Origin of the sequence: Geodermatophilus sp. YIM 151500, from assembly GCF_025716945.1 — a bacterium.
GTDB lineage: Bacteria > Actinomycetota > Actinomycetes > Mycobacteriales > Geodermatophilaceae > YIM-151500.
In genome coordinates this window covers 1-25,148 of the sequence record NZ_JAOVZT010000019.1, presented here as the reverse complement: position 1 = coordinate 25,148, position 25,148 = coordinate 1, and the positions used below count along the sequence as shown (strand labels likewise).

Annotated in this window: 17 protein-coding genes; 5 read left to right on the top strand and 12 right to left on the bottom strand. The window is 76.8% G+C overall.

Annotated elements, in window-relative coordinates; translation table 11 throughout:
• Positions 1-22 precede the first annotated feature (22 nt).
• Positions 23-2,632, top strand: a complete 2,610-nt coding sequence (locus tag OF117_RS20870) for a DUF4062 domain-containing protein (protein ID WP_263554780.1) — start codon at positions 23-25, stop codon at positions 2,630-2,632.
• Here the strand turns inward: OF117_RS20870 and OF117_RS20865 are convergent.
• The 11 genes from OF117_RS20865 to OF117_RS20815 form a co-directional block, all read right to left on the bottom strand.
• On the bottom strand, positions 2,600-4,051 hold the full coding sequence (locus OF117_RS20865; protein WP_263554779.1) for an ATP-binding protein: 1,452 nt from the start codon (positions 4,049-4,051) through the stop codon (positions 2,600-2,602). The genes OF117_RS20870 and OF117_RS20865 overlap by 33 nt on opposite strands.
• Positions 4,052-4,176: 125 nt before the next feature.
• Positions 4,177-5,679 (bottom strand): hypothetical protein, encoded by a 1,503-nt coding sequence (locus tag OF117_RS20860; protein ID WP_263554778.1) that lies wholly within the window; start codon positions 5,677-5,679, stop codon positions 4,177-4,179.
• The gene (locus OF117_RS20855) at positions 5,676-7,109 is read right to left on the bottom strand and encodes a phosphotransferase family protein (RefSeq protein ID WP_263554777.1); all 1,434 of its coding nucleotides are present in this window, start codon (positions 7,107-7,109) and stop codon (positions 5,676-5,678) included. Before OF117_RS20855 ends, OF117_RS20860 begins: the two co-directional genes overlap by 4 nt.
• A complete protein-coding gene (locus OF117_RS20850) occupies positions 7,106-9,364 on the bottom strand; it encodes an ABC transporter ATP-binding protein (protein WP_263554776.1) in 2,259 nt (752 codons plus the stop codon). The genes OF117_RS20855 and OF117_RS20850 overlap by 4 nt, the downstream gene beginning before the upstream one ends.
• Positions 9,361-10,689, bottom strand: coding sequence for a hypothetical protein (locus OF117_RS20845; protein ID WP_263554775.1), 1,329 nt, complete (start codon positions 10,687-10,689; stop codon positions 9,361-9,363). Before OF117_RS20845 ends, OF117_RS20850 begins: the two co-directional genes overlap by 4 nt.
• A complete protein-coding gene (locus OF117_RS20840; RefSeq protein ID WP_263554774.1) occupies positions 10,686-11,945 on the bottom strand; it encodes a glycosyltransferase in 1,260 nt (419 codons plus the stop codon). Before OF117_RS20840 ends, OF117_RS20845 begins: the two co-directional genes overlap by 4 nt.
• A complete protein-coding gene (locus tag OF117_RS20835; protein ID WP_263554773.1) occupies positions 11,930-14,161 on the bottom strand; it encodes a phosphotransferase family protein in 2,232 nt (743 codons plus the stop codon). Before OF117_RS20835 ends, OF117_RS20840 begins: the two co-directional genes overlap by 16 nt.
• Positions 14,162-14,201: 40 nt before the next feature.
• Positions 14,202-15,494 (bottom strand): glycosyltransferase family protein, encoded by a 1,293-nt coding sequence (locus OF117_RS20830; protein WP_263554772.1) that lies wholly within the window; start codon positions 15,492-15,494, stop codon positions 14,202-14,204.
• Positions 15,491-16,594, bottom strand: coding sequence for an NAD-dependent epimerase/dehydratase family protein (locus OF117_RS20825; protein WP_263554771.1), 1,104 nt, complete (start codon positions 16,592-16,594; stop codon positions 15,491-15,493). Before OF117_RS20825 ends, OF117_RS20830 begins: the two co-directional genes overlap by 4 nt.
• A gap of 440 nt (positions 16,595-17,034) precedes the next feature.
• Positions 17,035-17,709, bottom strand: a complete 675-nt coding sequence (locus OF117_RS20820; protein ID WP_263554770.1) for a response regulator transcription factor — start codon at positions 17,707-17,709, stop codon at positions 17,035-17,037.
• Positions 17,710-17,744: 35 nt separating this feature from the next.
• Positions 17,745-18,191: a PepSY domain-containing protein gene (locus OF117_RS20815; protein ID WP_263554769.1), complete on the bottom strand. Its 447-nt coding sequence runs from the start codon at positions 18,189-18,191 to the stop codon at positions 17,745-17,747.
• Positions 18,192-18,416: 225 nt separating this feature from the next.
• Here OF117_RS20815 and OF117_RS20810 point away from each other — a divergent pair, with 225 nt between their 5' ends.
• Both OF117_RS20810 and OF117_RS20805 read left to right on the top strand, forming a co-directional pair.
• Positions 18,417-19,973, top strand: coding sequence for a carboxylesterase/lipase family protein (locus tag OF117_RS20810; RefSeq protein WP_263554768.1), 1,557 nt, complete (start codon positions 18,417-18,419; stop codon positions 19,971-19,973).
• 47 nt (positions 19,974-20,020) lie between these two features.
• Entirely contained in the window at positions 20,021-20,629 is a 609-nt protein-coding gene (locus tag OF117_RS20805; protein ID WP_263554767.1) for an HdeD family acid-resistance protein, read from the top strand.
• A gap of 48 nt (positions 20,630-20,677) precedes the next feature.
• Here OF117_RS20805 and OF117_RS20800 read toward each other — a convergent pair whose 3' ends face one another.
• Entirely contained in the window at positions 20,678-23,563 is a 2,886-nt protein-coding gene (locus OF117_RS20800) for a helix-turn-helix transcriptional regulator (protein ID WP_263554766.1), read from the bottom strand.
• Between the two features lie 97 nt (positions 23,564-23,660).
• Between OF117_RS20800 and OF117_RS20795 the strand changes: the two genes are divergently transcribed.
• On the top strand, positions 23,661-23,903 hold the full coding sequence (locus tag OF117_RS20795; protein WP_263554765.1) for a hypothetical protein: 243 nt from the start codon (positions 23,661-23,663) through the stop codon (positions 23,901-23,903).
• Between the two features lie 58 nt (positions 23,904-23,961).
• Positions 23,962-25,110, top strand: coding sequence for a serine hydrolase domain-containing protein (locus OF117_RS20790; RefSeq protein ID WP_263554764.1), 1,149 nt, complete (start codon positions 23,962-23,964; stop codon positions 25,108-25,110).
• Positions 25,111-25,148 lie beyond the last annotated feature (38 nt).

Genomic DNA, 25,148 nt, shown 5'->3' with positions numbered 1-25,148 from the left:
GCACGGGGCGGCGGAGGTGCGCGTGGCGACGATCCAGACGCCCGACCAGCGGGTCCGGGTGTTCATCAGCTCGACGATGAAGGAACTGGCCGCCGAGCGGGCCGCCGTCCGGGCGGCGGTGGAGCAGCTGCACCTGACGCCGGTGCTCTTCGAGCTGGGCGCCCGGCCGCACCCGCCCAAGCAGCTGTACCTGGCCTACCTGCGGCAGAGCCACGTGTTCGTCGGCATCTACGGCGACCAGTACGGGTGGGTGGCGCCGGGGGAGTCCGTGTCGGGGTTGGAGGACGAGTACCGGGCGGCGACCGGCAAGCCGAGGCTGGTGTACGTCCGGACGCCGGCGCCGGACCGGGATCCGCGGCTGGTCGCGCTGCTGCGGCGCATCGCGGACGACGGGTTGTCCTACCGGCGGTTCGGCACGCCCGAGGAGCTGGCCGGCTACGTCGTCGACGACCTCGCCGTCCTGCTCAGCGAGCGCTTCGGCCCCGCCGAGGCGCCGCCCGCGCCGCCGCCGGCGGTCACGCCCGAGCCCGGGCGGTGGCGGCTGCCCGAGCAACCCGACCGCCTGGTCGGGCGCGCCGAGGAGCTGGAGGAGCTGCGGCGGCTGCTGACGACCGAGGACGTCCGGCTGGTCACGCTGGTCGGTCCGGGCGGCATCGGCAAGTCCCGGCTCGCCCTGGCGGCCGCCACCGAGGTGTGCGACGAGTTCCCGGACGGCGTCGTCCCGGTCCTGCTCGCGGCGACCGGCTCGGCCGAGGCCGTGCCGGCCGAGATCGCCGGCGCGCTGGGCCTGCCGGAGACCTTCGGCCGGGCGCCGCTGGACGCCGTCGTCGACTTCCTCCGCCACCGCCGGATGCTGCTGCTGGTCGACAACTTCGAGCAGGTCGTCGAGGCCGCGCCGACGATCAGCCGGATCCTCGCTGCGGCAGCGCAGGTGCACGTGCTGGTCACCAGCCGGCAGGTGCTGCACCTGGCCGGGGAGCGGGTCTTCGCCGTGCCGCCGCTGTCCGTCGGCGACCCGGGCGACCCGGGCTCCGCCGTCCGGTCCTCCGCGGTGGAGCTGTTCGTCGACCGGGCCCGCGCCGTCCGTCCCGACCTGCCCCTGGACGGCAACCGGCTGCGGGTCGTCGCGGAGATCTGCCGGCGCGTGGACGGGTTGCCGCTGGCGATCGAGCTGGCCGCCGCGCGGGTGCGGATGCTGGAGCCGGAGGTCGTCCTGCGCCGGCTCGACCGGCGGCTGGTGCTGCTGACCGGCGGGCCGCGGGACGCCGCGCGGCGCCAACAGGCGCTGCGGGCCACGATCGAGTGGAGCCACGACCTGCTCGACGAGCGGGACCGCCGGCTGTTCCGGCGGCTGGCGGTCTTCTGCGGCGGGTTCTTCCTCGACGCCGCCGAGGAGGTCTGCGGCGACGCGGACCTCGTCGTCGACGTCCTCGACGGGTTGACCTCCCTCGTGGACAAGAGCCTGGTCCGCGCCGACCCCGTCGGGGCGGAGATCCCGCACTTCACCCTGCTGGACACCGTCCGGGAGTACGCCGCCGAGGCCCTGGCCGGGTCCGGCGAGCGCGAGCGCGTCGAGCACCGGCACGCCGACTTCTTCGAACGCCTGGCGCGCGCCTCGGTCGTCGGGCTCGGCTCCGGCCCGGAGGGGCAGAGCTGGCCACGGCTGACGGCCGACGCGGACAACGTGCGCACGGCGCTCCACCATCTGCTGGAGCGGGGGCAGCCCGATCGCGTGGTGGCCGTCGGCGAGGAGTTCTGGCCGGTGTGGTGGGGGTGGGCGACCTTCGACGAGGGGATCGGCTGGATGGAGCGGGCACGGGCGAGCGCCGCGCTCGGCCCGGCCGGGCGGGCCGGTGCCGACTTCGTCCGCGGATCCCTCGCGTTCGCCCACGGCGACATGGCGACCGCCCGGCTCGCCCTGGCCGGTGCCCGTGCCGTGCACGAGGAGCTGGGGGACGTGCGGCGGGCGGCCCTGGACGCCATCCTGCTCGGCGTGGTCGTCGCGCTCGAGGACCTCGCGGAAGGCGAGCGCCTCGGCCGGACGGCCGTGGCCGTGCTGCGGCGTCTGGGCCGGCCGTGGCAGCGGGCGTTCGCGGAGTTCGCCCTGGGCCGCGTGCTGCTCCTGGGCGGCCGGCACGCCGAGGCCGTCCCGCTGCTCGAGGAGAGCGTCCGGCTGGCCGGGGTGGAACGGCAGGCCGGCGAGACCGGTCCGTTCCCGCTGCTCGGCTACGCCGTGCTCAACCTCGGCTGGGCCCGGCTCGGGCTGGGTGACGTGGTCGCCGCCCGGCGCGCCTTCCGCCAGGCGGTCACGGCCGCCGGCGCCACCGACCGGGTGGTGACGGCCCGCGCACTCGAGGCGCTCGCGGCCGTCGCCGTCCGTGCGGGCGACCCCGGGACGGGTGCCGTCGTGTTCGGCGCGGCCGAGGGCGTCCGGCGCTCGGTCGGCGTCGGTGTCTGGGTGACCGACGCCGCGACCCACGCCGCGACCGAGACCGCGCTGCGGGACGCCCTCGGCGCGGCGAGCTTCGGCTCGGCCGTCGCGGAGGGGCTGCGCCTGCCCCTGGCCGAGGCCGTCGCGCTCGCCTGCGGGACGGCCCGGTCAGACCCGGGCGGGGCCCTCGCCGCCGGATGACGGCCCGCTGCGGACGGGTGGCCCCGCCGCGGGGGTGGGCAGCAGGATCGTCACCGCCAGCCCGGAGCCCGTCGGTGCGTCCGCGATCTCGACGCGACCGCCGTGGGCGGCCGCGACCGAGGCCACGATGGCCAGCCCGAGTCCGGCCCCCCCGGTCCGCGCCGCCGCACGATCGCTCTGGGTGAAGCGCTGGGTCAACCGGCTCCGTTCCTCCGGGGGGACGCCGGGACCGTCGTCGGTCACCGTGATCGCCGTGCCGTCGGGCCGCTGGTCGACGGTCAGCTCGACCGTGCCGCCGTCCGGGGCGTGACGGACGGCGTTGTCGAGCAGGTTGGCGACCGCCCGGCTGAGCGCCCGCGGATCGGCGCGGACGACGGCGTCACCGCTCTTGGCCAAGGAGATGCCGCGCCGGCCCGCCAGCGTGCGGAAGCCGGGCAGCAGCCCGTCGACGACCTCGGCGACGTCGACCAGGGTTCGGGGCCGCACCTTGCCGGCGTCGGTCGAGGCGAGCAGGAGCAGGTCGTCGACGAGCTGGCCGAGTCGGTCGCTCTCCTCGAGGGCGCTGTCGAGTGCCTCGACGAACTGCCGGTCGGTGGCGCGGTTGCGGGCGAGTTCGAGCTCCGCCCGCAGGATCGACAGCGGGGTGCGCAGCTCGTGGCTGGCGTCCGCGGTGAACTCCCGCTCCCGTCGCCGGGCCTCCTCGATGCGGTCGAGCAACCGGTTCAGCGTCGTCCCGAGCCGGGCCACCTCGTCCCGCGACGGCGGGACCGCCAGCCGCGGGAAGGGGTCGCGGGCGCTGATGCGCTCGGCGTCGGCGGTCATCCGGGCGACCGGCTGCAGCCCCTTGCGGGCGATGAACCAGCCCGCCGCCCCGGCGAGCAGGCACGCCAGGGGCGACAGCAGCGCGGCCAGCTGCAGGAGACCGGACTGCGCGTCCTGCACGGAGTCCAGCTCGGCCATGACGACGAGCACATGACCCCGGGGCCGGTCCACCGGCACCGCCAGCGCCCGGTGGGCATCCCCCTCCTCGTCCAGGACGTCGGCGAACAACGCGTCGTCCTGCCGCGTCGCGGTGGTCTGCTCCGGGGAGAGCACGGGCAGTTCGTCCAGGTCGTCGTCGGTGCCGCCGACCACCCGGCCGTCGGGCGCGATCATCTGCGTCTCGAACTCCGGGAGCTCCACGCCGCCGACGCGCGCGTCCTCCAGGTCGACGAGGCTGCGGCCGGGCCGGTCCAGCGCCTGCGCGGCGGTGACGAGGCTCCGGTCGATCTCCTCCCGCAGGCTCTGGCCCAGGCCGAACCAGGCCAGCCCGCACATCGCGGCCAGCACGACGAGGAACACGACCGCGAAGGTGGCCCCCAGCCGCACGCTGATCGGCAGCCGCCGGATGCGGGCTCCGGACGGCGCCGACGTCCTCACGGCGCCGGCTCCGCACGACGACGCCGGGGTCGGCGCCATCGCGCCGGCCGGCCCGCCGCCCCGCACGCGCGCACGCCACCACCTCCGCCGGTCGGGGGTCAGTGTGGGAGTTCGCGCGGGCCGGCTCAAGGCACCGGCACGCCCTCCGCGGCGCCGGTGGACGCCCGGTCCGGGGCGAGCGCGGGATCGGTGGCCAGCGTGTGGCGCAGCAGGGCCAGCCGCGGGTCGACCCGGGCGGTGCGGACCTTCGTCCACGCGTGCAGCAGCGCGGTGAGCAGGTCGGTGGTCTCCCAGAGCACCACGCGGGCAGGCGTGACGGACGCGTGCCGCCGGTATCCGGCGAGGAAGCCGTCGCACAGGTCGTCGAGCAGCCGGAGGTGGCGGTCGAGCCGGGGGTCGCCGGGCCGCGGCCGGTCGGCCGCCGGGATCGCGGTCATCCCGATGTCGCGGAGCTTCGCGCGGAACCGGCCGAGGTCCAGCGCCGGTTCGGCGCGGCAGGCCCCGTCGAAGTCGATGAAGCCGATCCGCCCGGCGTGCAGCAGCACCTGGGCCGGCCGGAAGTCGTGGTGGGCGCTCACGAGCGGATCGGCCGCTGCCGACGAGTCCAGCGCCTCGAGCCGGGCGAGCAGGGGCTCGGCCGCCGTGCCGATGTGCGGCACGCTCAGCGCCAGCCGGGCGAGCACGTCGCGCACCTCCGCCAGTTCGTCGTCCCAGCTCGCCGTCCGCCCGTACTCGGCGCCGCTCCCGTGCAGGGCGGCCAGCGCCGCGGCCGTGCGGGCGAGCATCTCGCGCAGCTCGCCGAGCGCCGCGCGTCCCGCCCCGGCCGGCCCGGCCGGTGCCGCCGCCCAGGCCTGGCCGAGCGCGTCCCGGGCCAGGTCCTTGAGCGTGCGTTCTTCCGGCACCGGCCCCTGGACGAGGACGCGTTCCTCCGGGAGGTAGGCGAGCGGCTCGGCGAGCGTCACGACGCCGTCCCGGGCGACCGGCCGTTCCCACAGCGCGCGCATGGCCTCCCACGCCGTGCGCCCCTTGTCGCCCTGGTGGGTCTTGACCACCAGCGGGTCGGGACCCGGCGTGCCCCGGTAGCGCATGCGGTAGACGATCGTGCAGCGGCTGCCGGGCTTGTACCGGACGACGTCGGGCTCGCACCCGGCGACCTCGACGTCGTGCCCGGCGTCGCGCAGGCTGCGCTGCAGCACCGCGGCGGCCTCGTCGGCGTCGACCAGCGCGGGTAGCGCGGGCAGTCCGGGGTCGGCGTCCTCGACCTCCAGCAGCAGCCGCAGGTCCGGCAGCCAGCACCACCACCCCGGCTCGCCGAGCGCCGCGCCGGGCGCGGCCGGCGGGGGCGGCGAGCCCGGCGGGAGCAGCCGCCCGGTGAGCACCAGCTCCGTCGTCGCGTCGTCCTCGACCAGCGTGACCCGGCAGTGGACGAGCCACAGCTCGCCCTTGGCGCGCAGCCGGTCGACCTCCGCGCCGACGAGCTCGACGCCCGGCCGGGTGAACTCCGGCACGGCCTCGCGCAGCGCAGCGGCGGCCCGTCCGGGCGCCATGACCCGGGCGAGCCAGTCGGGCAGCTCGGCGAACGCCTCCAGCGCCCCGAGCGCGTCCCTGTCGTCCAGGATTCCCGTCATCCATCCGCTCCTCGTCCATCCGCTGCGGAGTCGAGCACGTGCAGGACCGCGCCCAGCCGGTCGTCCTTGAGCTGCCGGCACGCGCTGGCGCCCATCCGCGCCAGGGCCAGCGCGCGGTAGGCGGCCGTGCGCGTCCGGAGCTCGCGGACGGCGGCCGCCGCGGGCGGGCGCGTCCCGCCGGCCGCCGGGCGCTGGTCGAGCCGGCTCCCCAGCCAGGACGCCACGAACAGCGCCGACAGCTCGGCCAGCAGGGGCTCGGCCGACGGTGCCCTCCGGACGCCGGTGACCTGCAGGTAGGCCAGGAAGCGGCCGAGGTCGAGAGCGGGCTCGGCGAGGCAGAGCGTGTCGACGTCGACCAGGCCGGCGCCGCCGGTGCCGTCGACCAGCACCTGGCCCGGCGTGAGGTCGCCGTGGGCGAGCCCGGACCCGGACGGCCCGCGGGTGGCGGCCGGGCCGCACGGGTCGCCGGCGGCGCGGAGGGCGCGGTCCAGACCCCGCCGCAGGCGTGCGGCGGGGCCGGGCCACACGGGTTCGAGCAGCGCGAGCTCGGACTCGGTGGCGGCTCGCTCGCCGTCGAGCGTCCGCACCGGCAGCGGTGCGCCGTCGGGGGAGCAGGCGTGGACGGCGGCGGCCAGCCGGGCGGCGGTGGCGACGGCGTCCGGCAGCTCGTGCGGGTCGGTGCCGCCCGGGTGCTCGCCGGCGCGGCACGCGGTCGTGAGCAGCTCGGGCAGCACCGGCCGCCCGGGGATCTCCTCGACGAGGCCGAGCCGGAGCCCCGGGACGACGGCGAGCGGCCGCGGAACGGCCACGCGGGTCCCGTCGGGGAGCGGCCGCAGCCCGGTGCGGAGCAGGCGCAGCGCCGCCGCCGCGGCGGCCGGCGCCGCGGGGTCGGCGTACACCTTCCCGAAGACGACCGGGTGCCGCGGCCGGCCGGGACCGCCGGTGCCGGGCGCGAGCCGGTACCGCAGGACGCACCGGTCGCGCCGCGGGTGGTGGACGACGTCGACCGCGAACCACCCGACGGCCCGGGGACCTCCGGTGCCGGGGACGACCTGGCCGAGGACCTCGCGCATGACCACCGGGTCCACGGCGCGGGGGAGGGTGGGCAGGCCGGGGTCGGCCGGGAACGGGCGGACCACGACGTCCGCCCCCGAGCGCGGCACCTCGACGAGGAGGACCCGCTCGCTGCCGGAGGGGGCGAGCCGGACCCGGTAGCGCAGCGTGCAGCTGCCGTCGGGCCGGCACAGCACCGACCCCACCCGGACGTCGGAGACCGCGGCGTCCGGCACGGCGCGCGCCGCCCACGCCGCCGCCCGCAACCGGGCTCGCTCCGGGTCGAGCGCCGCGGCGATCCCGGGGGAGCGCCGGGTGAGCGCCGAGGCCAGGGACTCCCGGGCGGTGTCCGGGGCGGGGGCGGTGGCCGCGGTCACCGCGGCGGCCCGCCGTCCGCCGCCGGGACGGCCTCCCGGGGGGACCGTCGCGCCGTGGCCTCCACCCGGGACGGCGCCTCGGCGCCGTCCCGGCGCTGACCGTTCACGGCAGCACCGTCCCGACGGGCCCCGTTCGCTGCCGCGCTCCCGTCGGGGCTCGACCCGGTCGCGGCGGCGACCCCCTCCCGGTCCGGTCCGTCGCCGGTGCCGTCGATCCTCTGCGGCACCGCGCCGTCGGGGTGCGGCGTGCGCTCCCGGGTCCGGCGACCGGCCGCCGGCCGGCGGCCCTCGGCCCGCAGCCGGGCGAGGATCGCGCCGACGGTCGGGCCGCCCGCCGTCCCGCCCGCCGTCCCGTCCTCGGTCGCCTCGTGCGCGCCGGCGGAGCCGACCGACCAGCGCTGCATCAGGTCGGCGTACAGACCGCCCGCGTGCTGGAGCTCCGCCGGGGTGCCCTCCTCGACGATGCCGCCGCCGTCGACGACCAGCACCCGGTTGGCGCACCGGACGAGATCGGGGTCGTGGGAGATGATGATGGTGGTCGTCCCGTGCATGAGCGTCCGGAGCGCGCCGACGACCAGGCGCGTCGAGTCGGCGTCCAGACCGGTCGTCGGCTCGTCGAGCACCAGGACCGGCGCGCGCCGGATGAAGGCCCGGGCGATGGCGATGCGCTGACGCTGCCCACCGGACAGGGTCGCCCCGCGCTCGCCGATCTCCGTGCCGTAGCCGTCGGGCAGGCTCTCGATGAAGTCGTGGGCGTTGGCGCAGCGAGCCGCGTCCTCGATCTCCCCGGGGGTGGCGCCGTCGACGCCGTAGCCGATGTTCTCGGCGATGCTGCCGCTCAGCAGGACGGTGTCCTGCAGGACGAGGCTCACCTGGGAGCGGAGCGACTCGAGCGTGAAGCCGCGCAGGTCGGCGCCGTCGGCCAGGACGGCGCCGGCGTCCGGGTCGTAGAGCCGGGGGACGAGCTGGGCGATCGTGCTCTTGCCCGCGCCGCTGCGCCCCACGAGCGCGACGATCTCACCCGGCCGGATCTCGAAGCTCACGTCGCGGAGCACCGGCGGGGCGTCGTCGCCCGGTTCGGCGTGGTAGGCGAAGGTCACGTCCCGGAAGGCCAGCTGCCCGGTGAAGGCGGGGGCGGGCCGGGCGTCGGGCGCGTCCACCACGGCGGGCTCCAGCTGGAGCAGGTCGTCGATGCGGTCGACGCTGGCGAGGACCTTCCCGATCTTGTACCACTCGCTGACGATCTTGCGTGACGGCTTGAACATGTTCTGCAGGACGAGGATGAAGAAGACCAGGGTGCCCACGGAGATGGCGTCCCGGTCGACCAGCAGGACACCGATCCACACGATCGCGGAGATCGCCAGGGCCTCGAGCAGCGCGATGACGAAGCTGAACGTCGCCTGCACGCGGGACACCCCGACCGCCGCGCGCATGCTCTGGTCGGTCTGCTCGGAGAACCGTCGCAGGTCGACGCCGCCGCGGCCGTAGCTCTGCACCAGCCGGATCGACGTCAGCATCTCCTGCGTGGTCGACGCCAGCTCGCCCTCGCGGGCCCGCTGGGTCTTCGAGACGGCCTTGATCCGGCGCGAGAAGTAGTCGGAGACGAACGCGAGCGTCGGGATGACGACCACGGCGATGAGCGCGACGGTCCACTCGCGCCACAGCAGGACGACGACCGTGCCGATGAGGACCAGGAAGCTCCCGACGAGGTTGCTCAGCGACTTGACGACGAAGTCCTCGACGACCAGGACGTCACCGGTGACCCGGGTCAGGACGTCGCCGGTGCGGCGCTTGTCGTGGTAGGCCAGGGACAGCCTCTGCAACTGGGAGTACAGCGCGACGCGGACGTTGTACCCGAGCACCCGGCCGCCGCGGGCGAGGCTGACCTCGGCCAGCGAGTCCGCGGCGCTGTTGACCGCGGCGAGCAGGACGATGCCGAGCACGAGGAGCAGCAGCGTCCCGGTCCGGTCGGAGAGGCCGAGGTCGGGCCAGCCGAGGTCGCGCAGCGCCGGTGAGCTGCCCTGCAGGTAGTCGATGAGGTAGGCGATCGGGATGGGCTCGAGGACGGCGGCCCCGGCCTCGACCAGCAGCAGCAGCGCGCCCAGGACGAACGGGCGCCGCCCGCCGTGGAACCGGCGCAGCAGCGCGAGGCCGCGGCGGTAGTCCGACAGGCCCACCCGCGGCGGCGCCGAGGGCCGCTCCGGTGCTCTCGTGTCCGACGGCACGCCGGCCGTCGCGGACCGCAGCGCGCTCACCGCCCACCTCCCAGTCGATCCAGGCGCCCGTGCCCGGCGGCGACCAGGGCGCCGGTCAGCGGCGACCGGGGCGCCCGGGCGAAGCACCGCAGCGCCTTGCGCTCCAGCGCGACGGCTTCGTACCACGTGATCCGTCGCCGCAGGCCGGGGTCGCGCGTGCCGCCCGCCGCCGCGAGGTACGCGTCGAGGAACTCCTCGGCGAGGGCCGCCCGCGCGCGGGCGGCGGCCGGCGTCAGCCGCCGCGCCAGCAGCGCGCGCAGCGCGTGCTGCCGCAGCGTCGCGAGGAAGGTGCCGACGTCGCCGGCCGGATCGGCCCGCCCGCACGAGTCGAGGTCGAGCAGGACCACCTCCCGCTCGCCGCGCAGCAGGAACTGGCTGGGCTTGCAGTCGCCGTGCACCAGGGCGACGGCGCCCGGCCCGAGGCCGTCGGCCGTTGCGGCGAGCCGGGCGGCCAGGTCCACCAGCACCGCGCCGGCGGCCGGGGCGACCCCAGCCACCCGCCGGGCGCGGGCCGCGAAGCGGTCGAGCTCGGCGTCGACGGTGCGCGTCCGCCGGCTGACCACCGGCTGCCGGTGCAGCGCCGCCAGCGCGACGGCCGCGCGGCGGAGGGCGTCCGCCGGTGCCGGGCCGGATCGGCGCAGCACCTCGTCGAGGTGGATCCCGCGGACGTGCTCCTGCACGACCAGCGCCCGGTCGGGCAGGTGGGCGAGCACCGGGGCGAAGCGCAGCGGCGCATCCGGGTCGGCCGTCGCGGGCAGCAGGACCGCCTCCGCCGCCACCGCGGCCGCCTTCCGGCCGTCGTGGTAGCTCTTCACGACCAGGCGCCGTCCCCGTGGGGCGGCCGGTCCGCGCACCTCGACGGCGAGGGTCGCCCGCCGCGCCGGGCGGTACCGCAGCAGCTCCGCCCGGCACCGGAGGACCGGCCCGCCACCGGGCAGCGCGTCCCGCAGCGCGCCGCGCAGCGCCGAGGGGTCGAGCGCGCCGGCGAGGCCGGGCAGGTCGGGGTCGTCCGGGAAGACGGACAGCCGCACGCCCGGAGCGACGACGGGGCGCGCCGGGCCCCCGGGGGGCGGGTCGCCGGGATGCCCGGCGAGCAGGTCACCGCGGACGAGCAGGTCCCCGGCCCGGTAGAGCACCGTGCACCGCGCACCCGGCTCGTACTTGGCGTCGAGGACGGCGCAGCCACCGCGGCCGGCGGACCCGAGCGCCGCCGCCAGGCGGGGGCCCATGGCCCGGGCGTCCAGCGCCTCCTCGACGCGGCGCAGCTGCGCCGTCGCGCCCGTCGTCCCGCGGGCCGGGGCGCCGGGCAGGTCGAGGCGCGTCACGACGCCGCCCCGGCGAAGACGGCGGACAGCTCCGAGGCGGCCGACCGGACGTCGAAGCCCTGCTCGACCCGGCGCCGCCCGGCCGCGCCCAGCTCCCGCCGGCGGGTGGGGTCCGTCACCAGCTCGGCGAGGTGCCCGGCGATCGCGCCGACGTCGCGCGGCGTCGCGACCAGACCCGTCCGGCCGTGCTCCACCACCTCGGTGACGCCGCCCGCGTCGGTGGTCACGACCGGCAGCCCGCACGCCATCGCCTCCACGACCACGTTCGGGACGCCGTCCCGGTCGCCGTCGGCGGGGACCCACGGCGTGAGCGCGAAGACGTCGGCGTCCTGGTAGGCCCGCAGGACACCGTCCCGGTCGACCTCGCCGGCGAACTCGACCGCCTCCCGCAACCCGAGCCGGTCGCGCAGCCCGGCGAGCTCCGGCCGCAGCGGCCCGTCACCGAGGACGCGCAGCCGGAAGGCCGCCTCCGGCCGGCTCGACCGGAGCTCGGCGCAGGCGTGCAGCAGGTCGGCGAAGCCCTTCTTCTCGACCAGCCGGCCGACGGACACGATCCGCACCGGCGGCGGGGCGTCGGGCCGGTCGGCCGGGACGAACCGGTCGAGCTCGACACCGTGGTGGATCAGCCGCAGCCGGGTGTGCAGGTCGGCCGGCAGCACCGAACGCAGGTAGTCGACGTTCGCGGCGCAGCAGGTCACGACGGCGACCGCGGCGCGGGCACGGGCGCGCAGGCTCGGGACGGGGATCTGGTACAGGTCCCGCGCGTGCGCGGTGACGCTGTACGGCACGCCCGTCATCCGGCTGGTCAGCAGCGCCACCAGCGCGGGGTCGTGGGCGAAGTGCGCGTGCAGGTGCTCGACCGGGTCGCCGGCCCGCCGCGCCCGGTGCACCGCCGCGGCCACGCGCACGGCCGCGGCGAGGCAGCCCAGGGTCGACAGCGTCGCGTACCCGCGGGAGAGCTGGGGCCGGGCGGCGGCGTAGACCACGGTCGCGGCGTAGGCCAGCGGCGCCGAGCGGGCCACCAGCGCGTGCTCGCGCAGGGCGGCGAACCGGGGACGGCGGGGCCGCTCGTCGAGGTAGTGCACCTGCGCCCGCACCGCGGACACCTGCGGCTGCACGAGCCGCTCCTCCGAGCGCGTCAGGCTGTACAGCTCCAGCCGGGTGCCCAGCCGTTCCTGCGCGAGCACCTCGTTGACGACGAAGGTCTGCGACAGCCGGGGCCAGCTGCGCACCAGGTACATCACCCGTCCAGGCACGCGGCCCCCTTCCGGAGGACCGCCTGCACGGCCGCCGACCGCGCCGGGCCGGGGGGCGCGGTCAGCGGGCCGCGGCGGGTGACCAGCTGCTTGGCGATCTTCATGCACGTGTGGGCGGTGAAGAAAGCCGTCCGGACGTCGGGGGAGGGGCCGGGCAGCGGTCCGTAGCCGTCGAGGAACGCCTCTCGCACCCCCCGCGCGGCGGGCGCCGCCGCGACGTCGAGGTAGGTGGTGAAGTGGGCGACGTCCAGCGCCGGGTCGCCCATGCGGGCCTCGTCCAGGTCGATGACCGCGACGCCCGAGCCGGCTCCGGAGCCGCCCGGCCCGTCGCCGACCGCGAGCGCGTGACCGGCGTGCAGGTCGCGGTGGACGGGCACCTCCGGCGCGGCGGGCAGCTCCGCGGCTGCGGCGGCCAGCCGGCCGGCCAGGGCGGACGCCGCGGCCCGCGCGTCGGGGAGCGCCGCGCCCACGCGGGCGGCCCACTCCTCGACGTCGACCACCTCGTGCGCCAGGTCCAGGCGGCGGCCGAGGACGGCAGCGGACCCGTGCAGCGTGGCCAGCCACCGGCCGGCGAGGCCGGCGGCCGCGACGGCGGCGGACCCGGGCAGCCGGTCGACCGCGGTGCCGGGCACCTCCCGGTAGAGCACCATCCGCAGCTCGGGGAGGTGGCAGACCCGCGCCGGGACGCCGAGCTGCGGGGTCGCGGCGAACACCTCGGCCAGCAGGCGGAGGTTCTCGTGGGCGAGCCACGAGCGGTGCCGGTCGGTGTGCAGCTTCCCGATCAGCGGCACCGGCCGGTCGGGGTCGAGGCCCTCGACCAGGTACCGGACGACGCAGCGCCGGCCGGCCGACTCCGCGAGCGTCCGGGCGCTGATCACCCGGACCGGGCCTGGCGCGCGCAGGGAGGGCTCGGCGCGCAGCACCGCCGTCATCCCGTCGGTGTCCGACGGGTCGGCCTCGGGCGCGGGCTGCGGCCGCGCGGCGGTCCCGGCACCGCCGCCCGCTGCGCCGGCCGCCACCAGCTGCGCCGCGGCCCGGGTCAGCAGGTCGGGCACGGAGCGCCACTCCGCCGTCGACAACGTCCGGAACCGGCGGCCGGCGATCTTCGCCATGGCCGCGGCGGACCACCAGGCCAGGGCGGTCCTGCCCGGCGGCGTGCGTGCCTCGGCGTAGCCGGCGAGGAAGGCCGGCCGCAGACCCTTCGCCAGGCCGGCGGGCAGCGCGCCGCGGGCCTCGGCCCAGGCCAGGTAGGCCAGTGCGTTGCCGGCGTCGCGCGCGGCGTCGGACCGGCCTCCCGTGTCCAGGTCGAGCAGCACCGCCCGGCCGCCGTCGAGCAGCACCTGGCCGGTGCGGAAGGCCCCGTGCGCGAGCACGGGGTCCGCCTCGGCCGGCGCCGCGTCGGCGAGGCGGTCGACCACGGAGGCGAGCGACCGGCCGGCGGCGGGGTCCGCGTGCCACGCCGCGGGGAGCAGCGCCTCCAGCGCCGCCAGCTCGTCCGGAGCGCCCCAGGGCGGCAGGCCGTCCGCGGGTGCGGCGTGGACGTCGGCGAGCAACCGGCCCAGCCGCCCGGTGGCGGCCAGGCGCTCGCCCTCGGGCAACGACCCGTCGCGGAGCACGTCGGAGAGCACGCGGCCGGGCGCCGCCCGCTGGACGACGGCGCCGAGGTCGCGCCACACGGCGACGACCTCGGGTACCGGAGCGGGGGTGCCCCGCCCGCGGGCCGAGGCGGTGAGCGCGGCCGCGGCGGCGGCGTACCGGTCCGGCCCCTCGGCGAGCAGCTTCGCGTACAGCGTCGTCCGGCCGGACCCGGTCGCGAGGTCGTACGCGACGACGGCCCGGGCGCCGGGTCGCCAGGCGACGGGCGTGACCTCGAGGACCTCGACCGGGCGCCCTGCGACAGCGGCGAGGCGGTCACGGACGCCGTCCGGGTCCAATGCGACCGCGAGCCCGGGGAGGTCGGCGTCGTCGGCCGGCCCGCGGACCACCGTCCCCGTCGGGGTGACCTCGCAGCACAGCAGCGCGGCCGGGCGGCCGGGCGACCGGACCTCGTGCACCACCCGGCAGCGGCGGCGGGGCAGCCACTCGACGGAGCGGACGCGGCAGTCGTCCCCGGCGGCCGTGCCCGGCGGGGACGCGGACAGGGCGGCGGCGAGCCCGGGCAGCGCGGGGTCGGCTGCGGCCGCCGGGGCGGCCGCGAGGAGGGACGGCACGGTCACGCCCTCCGTGGGGCGTGCACCGGCGCGGCGGCGGGCATCGTCACGCCAGGAGGCAGTCGTCGTCGCGCAGGCTCCGGCCCGGCCGCCGCGCGGGGGCCATCGCCAGGTCGGCACCCACGGGGACCAGGCCGTGCGCCCAGGTCCGGTCCAGCGACTCCACGAGCCGGTCGGTGGCGACATCGCGTCCGTCCAGGTCCGGTGGGCGCACGTGCCGGGGGCCCGGCGTCCGCTCGAGCGCCGACCGCACGGCGGCGGCCAGGGGCTCGGCACCCAGCTCGGACGGCGGCAGCCAGTCGACCCAGCCGCGCTCGGCGAACAGCCGCGCGCGCATCCGCTGCTCCGCGCTGGGACCGGAGCGGGGCACCAGCAGCGCCGGCGCGCCGACCGACAGGATCTCCGCGGTGGTGTTGTACCCGGCCATCGCCACGACGAGGTCCGCCGACGCCGCGTAGCGGACGGGGTCGGACACCGAGATCAGCACGTCCACCGGCAGGTCCTGCGCGCGGGCCACCAGCTCGCGGTGCCGCTCGGCGGGCAGGAACGGGCCGGTCACCAGGACGACGCGGCACCGGCCGCCCTCCTGCATCGCCGGCACCGCGGACAACAGGGCGTCGAAGAGCGGGTACGCATCCGCGCCGCCCCCCGCCATGGCGACCACGAGCCGCTCGTCGCCCGCTCCGTCGAGGTACCGCGACCGCACCGACTCCGACACCGCTTCGGGCTGCACGGGGGCGCACACGTAGCCGCAGTACTCGATCTTCGCGCTCGCGGCAGCCGGCCAGGCGTACTCGGCGGCGAGGTCGAACACGTCGGACGAGCCGTACACGAGCACCCGGTCGTAGTACTGCTCGACGGCCTCGTACGCGCCTTCCAGCCGCCAGCGCTCCCGCACGACGCCCGGCGCGTCGAGGATGTCGCGCAGCCCGAGCACGACGACGGTCGGCTCGTCCTGCAGCATCTCCAGGGTGGGCACCAGCTCGCCCATGGCGCCGTGCGGCATGTGGTCGACGAGCAGCACGTCCGGGCGGAAGGCCCGCACCGCCGAGATCAGCATCGTCCGCCGCATGTCCAGGACGTCGTCGAACGACGAGGACAGCGACACCGGACGCCAGTCCCCGGGACCGACCTTCCGCACCGAGGGCAGCTTGCAGTAGTCGTGACCGACCGCGGAGGAGAAGAACTTGCCGAGCGGTGAGTCCGACACGGTGAGCGCGCTGGAGCCCGGGCAGCTGCGGAGGAACTGGTCGGCGAGCAGCGTCGTCCGTCGCTGGTGGCCGAGGCCGAACCCGTCCTGGGAGTAGATGAGCAGCCGCGGCTCCGAGGAGGCGCTCATCGCACGGCCTCCCATCGCACGGCCTCCCGGAACGCGTCGCTCCCGGCGCCGACGACCTCGGCGGCGAAGCCGCCCGGGGGTTCGTGGACGGGCACGCGCAGGCCGGTGGGGACGGGGGAGGACCGCAGGGCGTCGGCGAGCGCGGACGACGGGGTCGCGAGTCGTCGGTGCATGTGCCACTCGATCTGCTGCCGCAGCCCGGTGCGCAGGTCGGTGAGCGGCTCCCAGCCGAGGCCGGCGCGCGCCGCGTCGGCGCGGCCCTCCGTGCGCGGGGTGTCACCCGCTCGCTCCGGTCGACGCTCGACGCGCGGCGCGACGCCCAGCTCCTCGGCCAGGACGGCGATGAGCTCGCGCACCTCCACCGGTTCACCGCGGGCGACGTTCAGCACGGTCCCGGTGGGCACCGGGGCGGTGAGCGCCGCGGCGGTCGCCGCGACGACGTCCGCTACGTAGGTGAAGTCGCGGGCCTGCCGGCCGTCACCGTGGACCGGGACCGGTCGGCCGTCGAGCAGGGCCTCGATGAACCGGTGCGCCGCCATGTCCGGACGCTGCCGCGGTCCGTAGACCGAGAAGTAGCGCAGCGAGACCGTGGACAGCCCGCGCTGCTGGGCGTACGCCCCCACCAGGACCTCACCGGCGAGCTTGCTCGCGCCGTACGGGCTGAGCGGTCGCGGCACCGCGGACTCCGTCAGCGGCCCGATCTCCGGCCCGTAGACCGACGAGCTCGATGCGTAGACGAAGCGGCGCACGCCGGCTGCGGTCGCGGCTTCCAGCAGGCGCTGCGTAGCGACGACGTTGCGCTCGACGTAGGTGGCGAACGCCGTGCCCCAGGACGCCGTCACGCCGGGCTCGCCCGCCAGGTGGACGACGGCGTCGACGCCGTCGAGGAGACCGCTCAGGTCGTCGCGGGCGAGGTCGGCGGTGACCAGCTCCAGCCGCGGGTCTGCCGACACCAGGGCGACGTTGTCCCGCTTCTGCGCCGGCGCGTACGTGTCGGTGAACGCGTCGACCCCGCGCACGGAGCACCCGTCGGCCACGAGTCGTTCGGCGAGATGGCTCCCGATGAAACCGGCCGCGCCGGTCAGCAATGTGGCGCTCACAGCGGCCCCCGCTCGACGTCGTGCGCCCGGTTCCCGATGGGAATCGTGCGCGGTGGCGGGGACTGTAGGGGCGGTCCGAGGGACGTGACAATAGACCGCCCCGCGGGACATTAACCCGTAACACCTTCACGGATCATGAACGCCAGATGAGGAACCGATGAATGTGGGGACGAGTCCGGTCCATCGACCGGATCCGGCTTCTACCTGCGCATTCGTCCCCGCGCTCCGTGACGGTGAGCTGCCTGGAGGTGACGGAGAGGCGGCTTTCACCGGCCTGCTCCTCATCGTTCCAGACGAGGCCCGACGAATGCGCACCGATTTCGTCACGCCGCGCGACGAGCACGGTGGGTATTGTTGGTATCACGAAGGGTTCTTCGGCGGTGGTCCGGCGTTTCCCGCGGCGGAGGCCCGACCGGCTGCGCGGCCGAGGAACGGGGTGGTCAGGCGGCCTCCGCGATGCGGTAGCCCGCGCCGCGCACGGTGTGGATGAGCCGCACCCCGAACCGACGGTCGATCTTGTCGCGCAGGTTCCGCACGTAGACGTCGACGACGTTCGAGACGCCGTCGTAGGACGAGTCCCACACGTGGTCGAGCAGCTCGGTGCGCGTGACGACCGCGCCGTCCCGGTCGAGCAGCATCTCCAGGAGCGCGAACTCGCGGGGTGACAGGGCCACCTCCGTGCCGCGGACGGTCGTCGTCCGGGTCGCGGGGTCCAGCTCCAGCGGACCGCAGCGCAGGACCACCGGCCGGGCCGGCCGTCCCCGGCGGATGACCGCGCGGAGCCGGCTGAGCAGCTCGCTGAAGGCGAACGGCTTGACGATGTAGTCGTCGGCCCCCCCGTCGAGCCCTCGCACCCGGTCCTGCACCGCGTCCCGGGCGGTGAGCATGAGCACGGGCGTCCACCGCTCCGCCGCGCGCAGCCGGCGGAGCACCTCGAAGCCGTCGAGACCGGGCAGCATCACGTCGAGGAGGATCGCGTCGTACGCGCTCTCGGTCGCCTGGTGCAGGGCCGACGGTCCGTCCGCCGCGGTGTCGACCGCGTAGCCGCCCTGCTGGAGCCCGCGGCACAGCAGGTCCTGCATCTTCGGCTGGTCCTCGACCACCAGCACGCGCATCGTCGCCGTCCCGTCCTCCGCCGCGGCAGGCCGCGTCAGTCGTCCAGCTCGTTGCCGAGCACGCGTCCGGTGGTCCGGTCGATCGTCACGTCCCGGCGTTCGCCGGAGGTCGTGACGAGGGCGACCTCCCAGACCTGCAGCACGTCGTCGACGTCGTCGACCTCCATGCGCACGACCTCACCGCCGCCGACCGCCCCCAGCGCGATGGCCTCGGCGTCCCCGGCGGTCAGCGCCGGCCCACCGGCCGGTGGGGCGGGCTCACCGACCGGCGTGGAAGGCCCGCCGACCGGCAGGCGCGGCCCGTCGACCGGCAGGGTCGGCTCCGCAGCGGGCGGGGGCGCCTGCTCCGCCGACGCGGGCGGAAGGACCGTGGCGCTCCCACCCGTCGACGAGGCGGTGGGATCGCCCGTACCGCTGGTGCACCCGGCGGTTCCGAGGGCGAGCACCATGCCCATCAGACCGGCACGGAGCACCTTCTCCACGATGGCCTCCCCGGTGGCCCGTCGTCCGCGGTGTGAGCGGTTCTGGATACCCCGTCACCCGTCCCGGCGGCAAGGCAACCGCCCATGCCGCACGGGCCCCGGTCCGCCGAGGGGCGCTCCCGCGGGCGGCCCGCGGTCAGGGCGTGGGTCAGGGTCCCTCCCCGATGTCCCGCGGTCCGGCGGCGCGGGACCGTGCCGGGGCGTCGGAGGACGAGGAGGACCGCGATGCTGCCGACCGTCGACACCAGGGCACGACCGACCGGACCCGTCGTGCGCACCACCGCCGGGGCCGTCCGCGGTTCGGTCGAGGACGGGATCTGCGTCTTCCGCGGCATCCCCTACGCCGAGCCGCCGGTGGGCCGGCTGCGGTTCCGCCCGCCGGCGCCGCGGGCACCGTGGGACGGCGTGCGCGACGCCACGCGCTTCGGGCCCACGCACCCCCAGAGCCACGACCCGGTCGAGGGCCGCATCATGCGGGTGGGCGCCCGGCCGCCGGCGGGTGAGGACTGCCTGAACCTCAACGTGTGGACGCCGTACCCGGCCGCTGGTGGGCTGCCGGTGTTCGTCTGGCTGCACGGGGGCAGCCTGAAGCTCGGCGCCGGCTCGGACGCGCTGTACGACGGCGCGGCGTTCGCCCGGGACGGCGTCGTCGTGGTGACGCTGAACTACCGGCTGCACGCCGCCGGGTACCTCAACGTCGAGGGCCGGCCGGGTGCGGGCGCGTTCGGCCTGCTGGACCAGATCGCCGCCCTGGAGTGGGTGCGGGACGAGATCGCCGCGTTCGGTGGTGATCCCGACCTCGTCACGGTCGCGGGGGAGTCGGCCGGTGCGCACAGCGTCGGCCAGTTGCTCGGCGCGCCGGCGGCGCGCGGCCTGTTCCGCCGCGGCGTCCTGCAGAGCGGGTCGGCGTCGTTCGACGTCCCCGTCGAGACCTCGGCCGTGCTCGGGACCGCGGTGCTCGACCGGCTCGACGTGCGGCCCGACGACGAGGAGGGCCTTGCCGCCGTGACGGACGCCGACCTCCTCGCGGCCTACGACTCGATCGAGCCGCGGATGTTCGAGGTGCTCGACGCGCACGGTGTCCGGCCGCGTCCTATGACGCTGGCCACGCGGGTCGTCTGCCTGTCCACGACCGGTGGGGACGTGGTGCCCAGACCTGCGCTCCAGGCGGTCGCGGACGGTGCCGCGCGCGGGATCGACCTGCTCGTCGGCAGCACCCTCGACGAGGTCGACCTGTTCCCGGAGGAGTTCTCGGCGGTCGCGCCGTCGGTCGCGGAGGCCGCCTTCGGGGCCTCAGGGCGGACGCCGGAGCAGGTCCTGGCCACGTACGCGTCCGCGCCGGGCGGGAGCGAGCGGGCGCGGCGGAGCCGGCTGCTGACCGACGTGATCTTCCGCATCCCGCAGATCCGGCTCCTGGAGGCCGCCCGGCCGCACAGCACGCGGGTCTACGCCTTCCAGCTGGTGTGGGGCTCGCCGCCGTCGGATCGCGGGCTCGGCGCCTACCACGGCCTCGACCTGCCGTTCGTCTGGAACCGGCTGGACGACGCGGCCGCGCCGTTCTTCGAGCTCGCGGGCGCGCGACCTCCGGAGGAGCTCGTCGACGCGGTGCACGGGGCGTGGGTGGAGTTCGTCCGCACGGGCGTGCCGCGGCACCCCCGCCTCCCGGAGTGGCCGGCCTACGACGTCGACCGCCGGGCGACGATGTGGCTGGACGTCGAGAGCCGCGTCGTCGACGACCCGCTCGCCGAGGAGCGCAGGCTGTGGGACGGCGTGACGTTGTGAGGCCCGGTGAGGCGGCGTCCGCCCGGGACCAGGGGCCCGACCGCACCGTGCGCTCCCTGCAGGCCGGGACGGCGTCGTTCCACGACGTCGCGTGGTCGGCCATGTCCCGCCGCCCGGCGGTGCGGCTCGGCGAGGCGGTCGCTGCGGAGAGGCGTGGCACGACGGTGCGCGGGCTGACCGGCGTCGCCGTGGGCGTGGCGATCGCCGTGTGGCCGGAGGCGTCCCTCACCGCGCTGGTGGTCGTGGTCGCGAGCTATGCGCTTCTCGACGGGGTGCTCGTGCTGGTCGGGCTGCTCCACCCGGGCCACCGGAGGTGGCAGCAGGCAGTCGAGGGGATGGCTTCCCTCGCGACGGCGGCCTGCGTCGTGATCTGGCCGGACGTCACCGCCCGGGCGCTGCTGCACGTGCTCGCCGTCTGGGTCGTCGTCATGGGGGCGCTGCGGCTCCGCGCGGCTCTCGAGTTCGGGCACGCGGTCCGGATCCGCTGGGTACCGGCCTTGCTCGCCCTCCTGGGGATCGTGGCCGGTTGCACGGTGTTCGTCGCACCGGAGCGGAGCCCGACGGGGCTGGTGGTCAACCTGGCCGTCTTCGCCGTCCTCAACGGGCTGGCGGAGATCGCCGAGGGCGTGCGGGCCCGGTCGGCGCGCGACCCGTGACGGGGCAGGTCGGTCCGGTGTGGCTCCGGTGAGAGGGACGGCGTCCTCCTACCGCGCGGAGCGCTCGACGACCCGCGCGACCTCGACGCGGGAGGACACCCCGAGCTTGGTGAACAGGTTCCTGACGTGGGTCTCCACGGTCTTGGGGCTGAGGAACAGCATCCCCGCGATCTCGGCGTTGGTCCGCCGGTCCACGATCATGCGGGCGACCTGCAGTTCCCGCTCGGTCAGCGCGTCCACGCCCCCGAGCCCGGGGTTGCCGGGCTGCGTGCGCCGGTGCAGCCGCCGGTGACCGAGCCGGCGCAGCTCCCGCTCGGCGGCGGCGCAGCGGCGCGCCGCCCCGCACCGGTCGAACGTGGCGGCCGCCCGCTGCAGCTCCTCGCTCGCGGGTCCGGTCCGGTTCGCCGCCGCGAGGGCGCGGGCGGCGAGGACCCGGGACTCCGCGGCGTCGACCACCGCTCCGACGTCCCCCTCGGCGCGCGCCGCGGCCAGCGCCAGCGCGGCGGCGCGGTGCGGGTCGCCCTCGTGCAGCGAGACGGCGGCCGCCGCGCGGTCGGCCACGGCGCGGGCGGTCGGCAGCCCGGACTCGCCGGCACAGGCGTCCGCCGCCGCGGCCGCGTCGGAGGCCTCGAGCGGGCGGTCGAGCGCGAGCCCGCAGCGGGTCAGCACCTCGAGCGCGCGGGGCCGGAGCGGGGACGGCAGCGCGGGCAGATCCCGACCACCCGCCGCGGCGGTCAGCAGGTCGGCCGCGGCCGCGGGCTCTCCCGCGAGCAGCAGCGCCGCCGCGTGCGCGAACGCGGCCCACGTCGAGGACAGGCTGCGGACGGGGCCGGCCATGGTGTCGGCGCTCTCCTCGGCGGTCGCGAGCGCGACGTCGACGTCCCCGGCGGCCGTCGCGGTGAGCGAGCGGGCGAGCAGCTGCCAGCCGAGCATCGTGGACGGGCCGGTGGACCGGGCGACCTCGGCCGCCTCGTCGAGGAGTGCGGCCGCCTGCGGCAACCGGCCGCGGGCGGTCCGCACGCAGCCGGTCCAGAACAGGGCGGGGAAGTGGTTCTCCCTGCCGAACGACCGTCCGGCGAGCAGGACGCGCTCGATGTGCCTCCCGGCCGGGTCGTAGCGGTCGACGAACAGCTCGGCGCTGGCCAGGTTCACGCCGGGATCGGGGAGGTGCGCGAGCTGCTCGTCGGTGAGGGCGTCGACCAGAGGCGCGACCGCCGCGCAGGCGGCGCGCGCCTCGTCGACCGCGCCGTCGAACGCGCAGCTGACCGCCCGCCACGCGGCCGCCGACGCGGCCGCCACCGGGTCGCCGAGCCGGGTGGCCGCGGCGTCCGCCCGCGCGGCCCACTCCCGCGCCTGCGGGTACTCGAGCCGGTACAGGCTGTCCTGGGTCAGGGCGCTCAGGAGCGCGACGGCCTGAGCGGTGTGCGTCGGGGGCAGCTCCGCCAGCACCGCCATCAGGCGGCGGTGCGCGGCGTCGTGCCGGCCGAGCGTCAGCTCGAGCCCGGCGCACTCCGCGACCAGCCGCACCCGGTCGGCGACCGCGTCGGCGGGCACGAGCCCGATGCCGCGCACGAGGGCGTCGCGGGCCTCCGCGAGCCGACCGGTGGCCGCGAGCGCACCGGCGAGTTCGGTCTCCAGGGCGAGCTCGGCGGCTCCGTGCGCGGTCTCGGGTAGCAGGTCGAGCGCGGCCCGGAACCAGCGCGCGGCCTCCCCGGGCGCTCGTTGCGCCGCGGCCACACCGGCCGCACGGAGCAGCTCCACGGCGGCGGTGTCACCCCTCCGTGCCGCCACGAGCACGTGGCGCGCCCGAGTCGCCGGCGCGGCACTCGACCTGGCGAGCGCGTCTGCGGCCCGCTCGTGGGCGCCCAGCCGCCACCCGGCGGGCGCGGAGTGGTAGACCGCGTGCCGCACCAGCGGGTGCCGGAAGCGGAAACGCCGTGGCACGTCGGTGACCCGGACGAGGTCGCGGCGCAGCAGCTCGTCGAGGGCGGCGGTCACCGTCACCTCCGGCACGGCGGCGGCGGCCGCGGCGAGTTCGGGGACGAACGGGTCCCCGGTCACCGCCGCGCCTTCCAGGACCGTGCGCGTGGTGTCGTCGAGCAGGGCCAGCTCGGCCGAGAGCGCGGCGGCGACGGCCGGCGGGACCTCGTCGGCCAGGACGACGGCGGCGTCCGGGTCCACGGCCCGCCGGGAGTGCGCGAGCTGGCGCAGGTAGAACGGGTTGCCGCCGCTCACCTCGTGCAGCGCCGCGGCGACCCTCCGGTCACAGCCCGGACCCAGCAGACGGCGCACGCCCTCCAGGTCGAGACCGGTCAGGTCGAGGCGGGTGAGCGCGTCGGCGCGCTCGACGCCGTCGGACAGCCGCGGCGGGACCTGCCGCGGGCGGTAGGCCGTCCCGAGGAGGACCGGTGCGGCGGGCGGGCGCCGCAGCAGGCTGCAGAGGAGCTCGATGGAGCCGGAGTCCGCCCAGTGCAGGTCGTCGAGCAGGAGCACGAGCGGCACGGGCTCGGCGAGCACCTCGAGCAGGCGGCGCACCGCCCCGTGCGTCCGGTAGCGCTGGTCCTGCCGGCCCGGCCCGCGGTCGACGAGCAGCGCCGGCCAGGACGGCAGCACGTGGCCGAGCTCGGCCCGGGCGTCGTCGTCCAACCCGGTCAGCCGGCCGGGGGCCAGGCCGCGCAGGTGCTCGTCCAGCGCGTCGACGAGGACCCAGAAAGGCAGGTCGCGCTCGAACTCCGACGCGCTGCCGGACAGCACCAGCATCCCCCGGGCGTCCGCCAGGGCGCCCAGCTCGGCGAGCAGACGGGTCTTGCCGATGCCCGGCTCACCCAGCAGCGCGACGAACTCCGGGTGGCCCCGCTCGAGCCGGTCCAGGACGGCGGTGAACGCCGCCAGCTCGGCATCACGCCCGACCAGTGGGTCCCCGGCTCCGGACATCGCCACCCCCAGCGGGACGAGGACCGCGCGCCGGACGAGGGTGCGCTCAGGGTGCGGCCCCGATGTCGCGGGACAGGGTAGCCGCGACCCTCGATCCGTGGCGCAGTTCGTCATTCACCACCACCACGCGGCCGACGACTGCGGGGTCGTCTTCTCGGCGTTCCGCGGGTTCGACAGCCCGCTGCGCCGGACGGACGCCCTCGCCTCGTGCCCGTGCGGAGGTCACGAGATCTGGTGGTCGGTGAGGGCGGAGGACGAGGCGGCCGCGCTCGGCCTGCTGCCGCACTACGTGGCCGTGCGAGCCACCGCGACGCGGGTCGAGCACGTCCGGATCCCGTGACGGTGGCGACGCACGGTGGCGACGCACCCCGACGTCCGAACCGATCTGGAGGCAGCTCATGAGCGAGGTCCACGGCGCGTGCTCCGACCAGTTCGCCGAGGTCCGGAGCCTGCTGGCCGGCAACCTGGACGCCGGCGCCGACGTCGGCGCCTCGGTAGCGGTCTTCATCGACGGCGAAGCGGTCGTCGACATCTGGGGCGGCCACGTCGACGAGGCGCGTTCCCGCCCGTGGCAGCGCGACACGATCGTGAACATGTTCTCCTCGACGAAGACCATGACCGCCCTGTGCGCGCTGGTCCTGGCCGACCGGGGGGTGATCGACCTGCACGCTCCGGTGGCCCGCTACTGGCCGGAGTTCGCGGCCGAGGGCAAGGAGCGCGTCGAGGTGCGGCAGCTGCTCGGGCACACCTGCGGCCTCCCGGGCTGGGACGGGCCCATGACCATCGCCGACGTCCTCGACCGGGAGAAGGCGACCACCCTGCTGGCCCGGCAGGCCCCGTGGTGGGAACCCGGGACGGCGGCGGGGTACGAGGCCATCACCTACGGCCCGCTGCTGGGTGAAGTTGTCCGGCGGACCACGGGGATGACGCTGACCCGCTTCTTCGCCGGGGAGATCGCCGGCCCGCTCGGCGCCGATTGCCACATCGGCGCACCTGCCGAGGCCGACGCGCGGGTGTCCCCGATGATCGCGGGCACTCCGCCCCGCCCCCGGGACCCCGCGGGCAGCATCCCCGAGCGGGTCTTCTTCAACCCGTACGTCACTCCCGCGGACGCCAGCACCACGGCGTGGCGCCGGGGTGAGCTCGGCGGCAGCAACGGCCACGGCAACGCGCGTTCGCTCGCTCGCGTCCAGCAGGTCCTCGCCTGCGGGGGCACGGTCGGCGGCGTGCGCCTGCTGTCCGAGGCCGGGTGCGCGCGTGCCCTCGAGCAGGTGGCCGACGGGACGGACCTGGTGCTCGGCCTGCCGGTGCGTTGGGGCATGGGCTACGGCATCGGCAGCCCGCTCGTCGCAGACCTGTACGGCCCGCGCGTCGAGGGCCGGCGGCTGGCCTTCTGGGGAGGCTCCGGCGGCTCGTGGGTCCTCGTCGACCTCGACGCCCGGATGACCATCGCCTACGTCATGAACCGGCACGTCGAGGGCGCCTTCGACCGACGCAGCGTCGACTTCGTGAACGCGGCGTACGACTCGCTGGCCCTCGCCGCCTGAGAGGGTGTTGGGTAACCCGGTGATTACTCGTCGTTGAG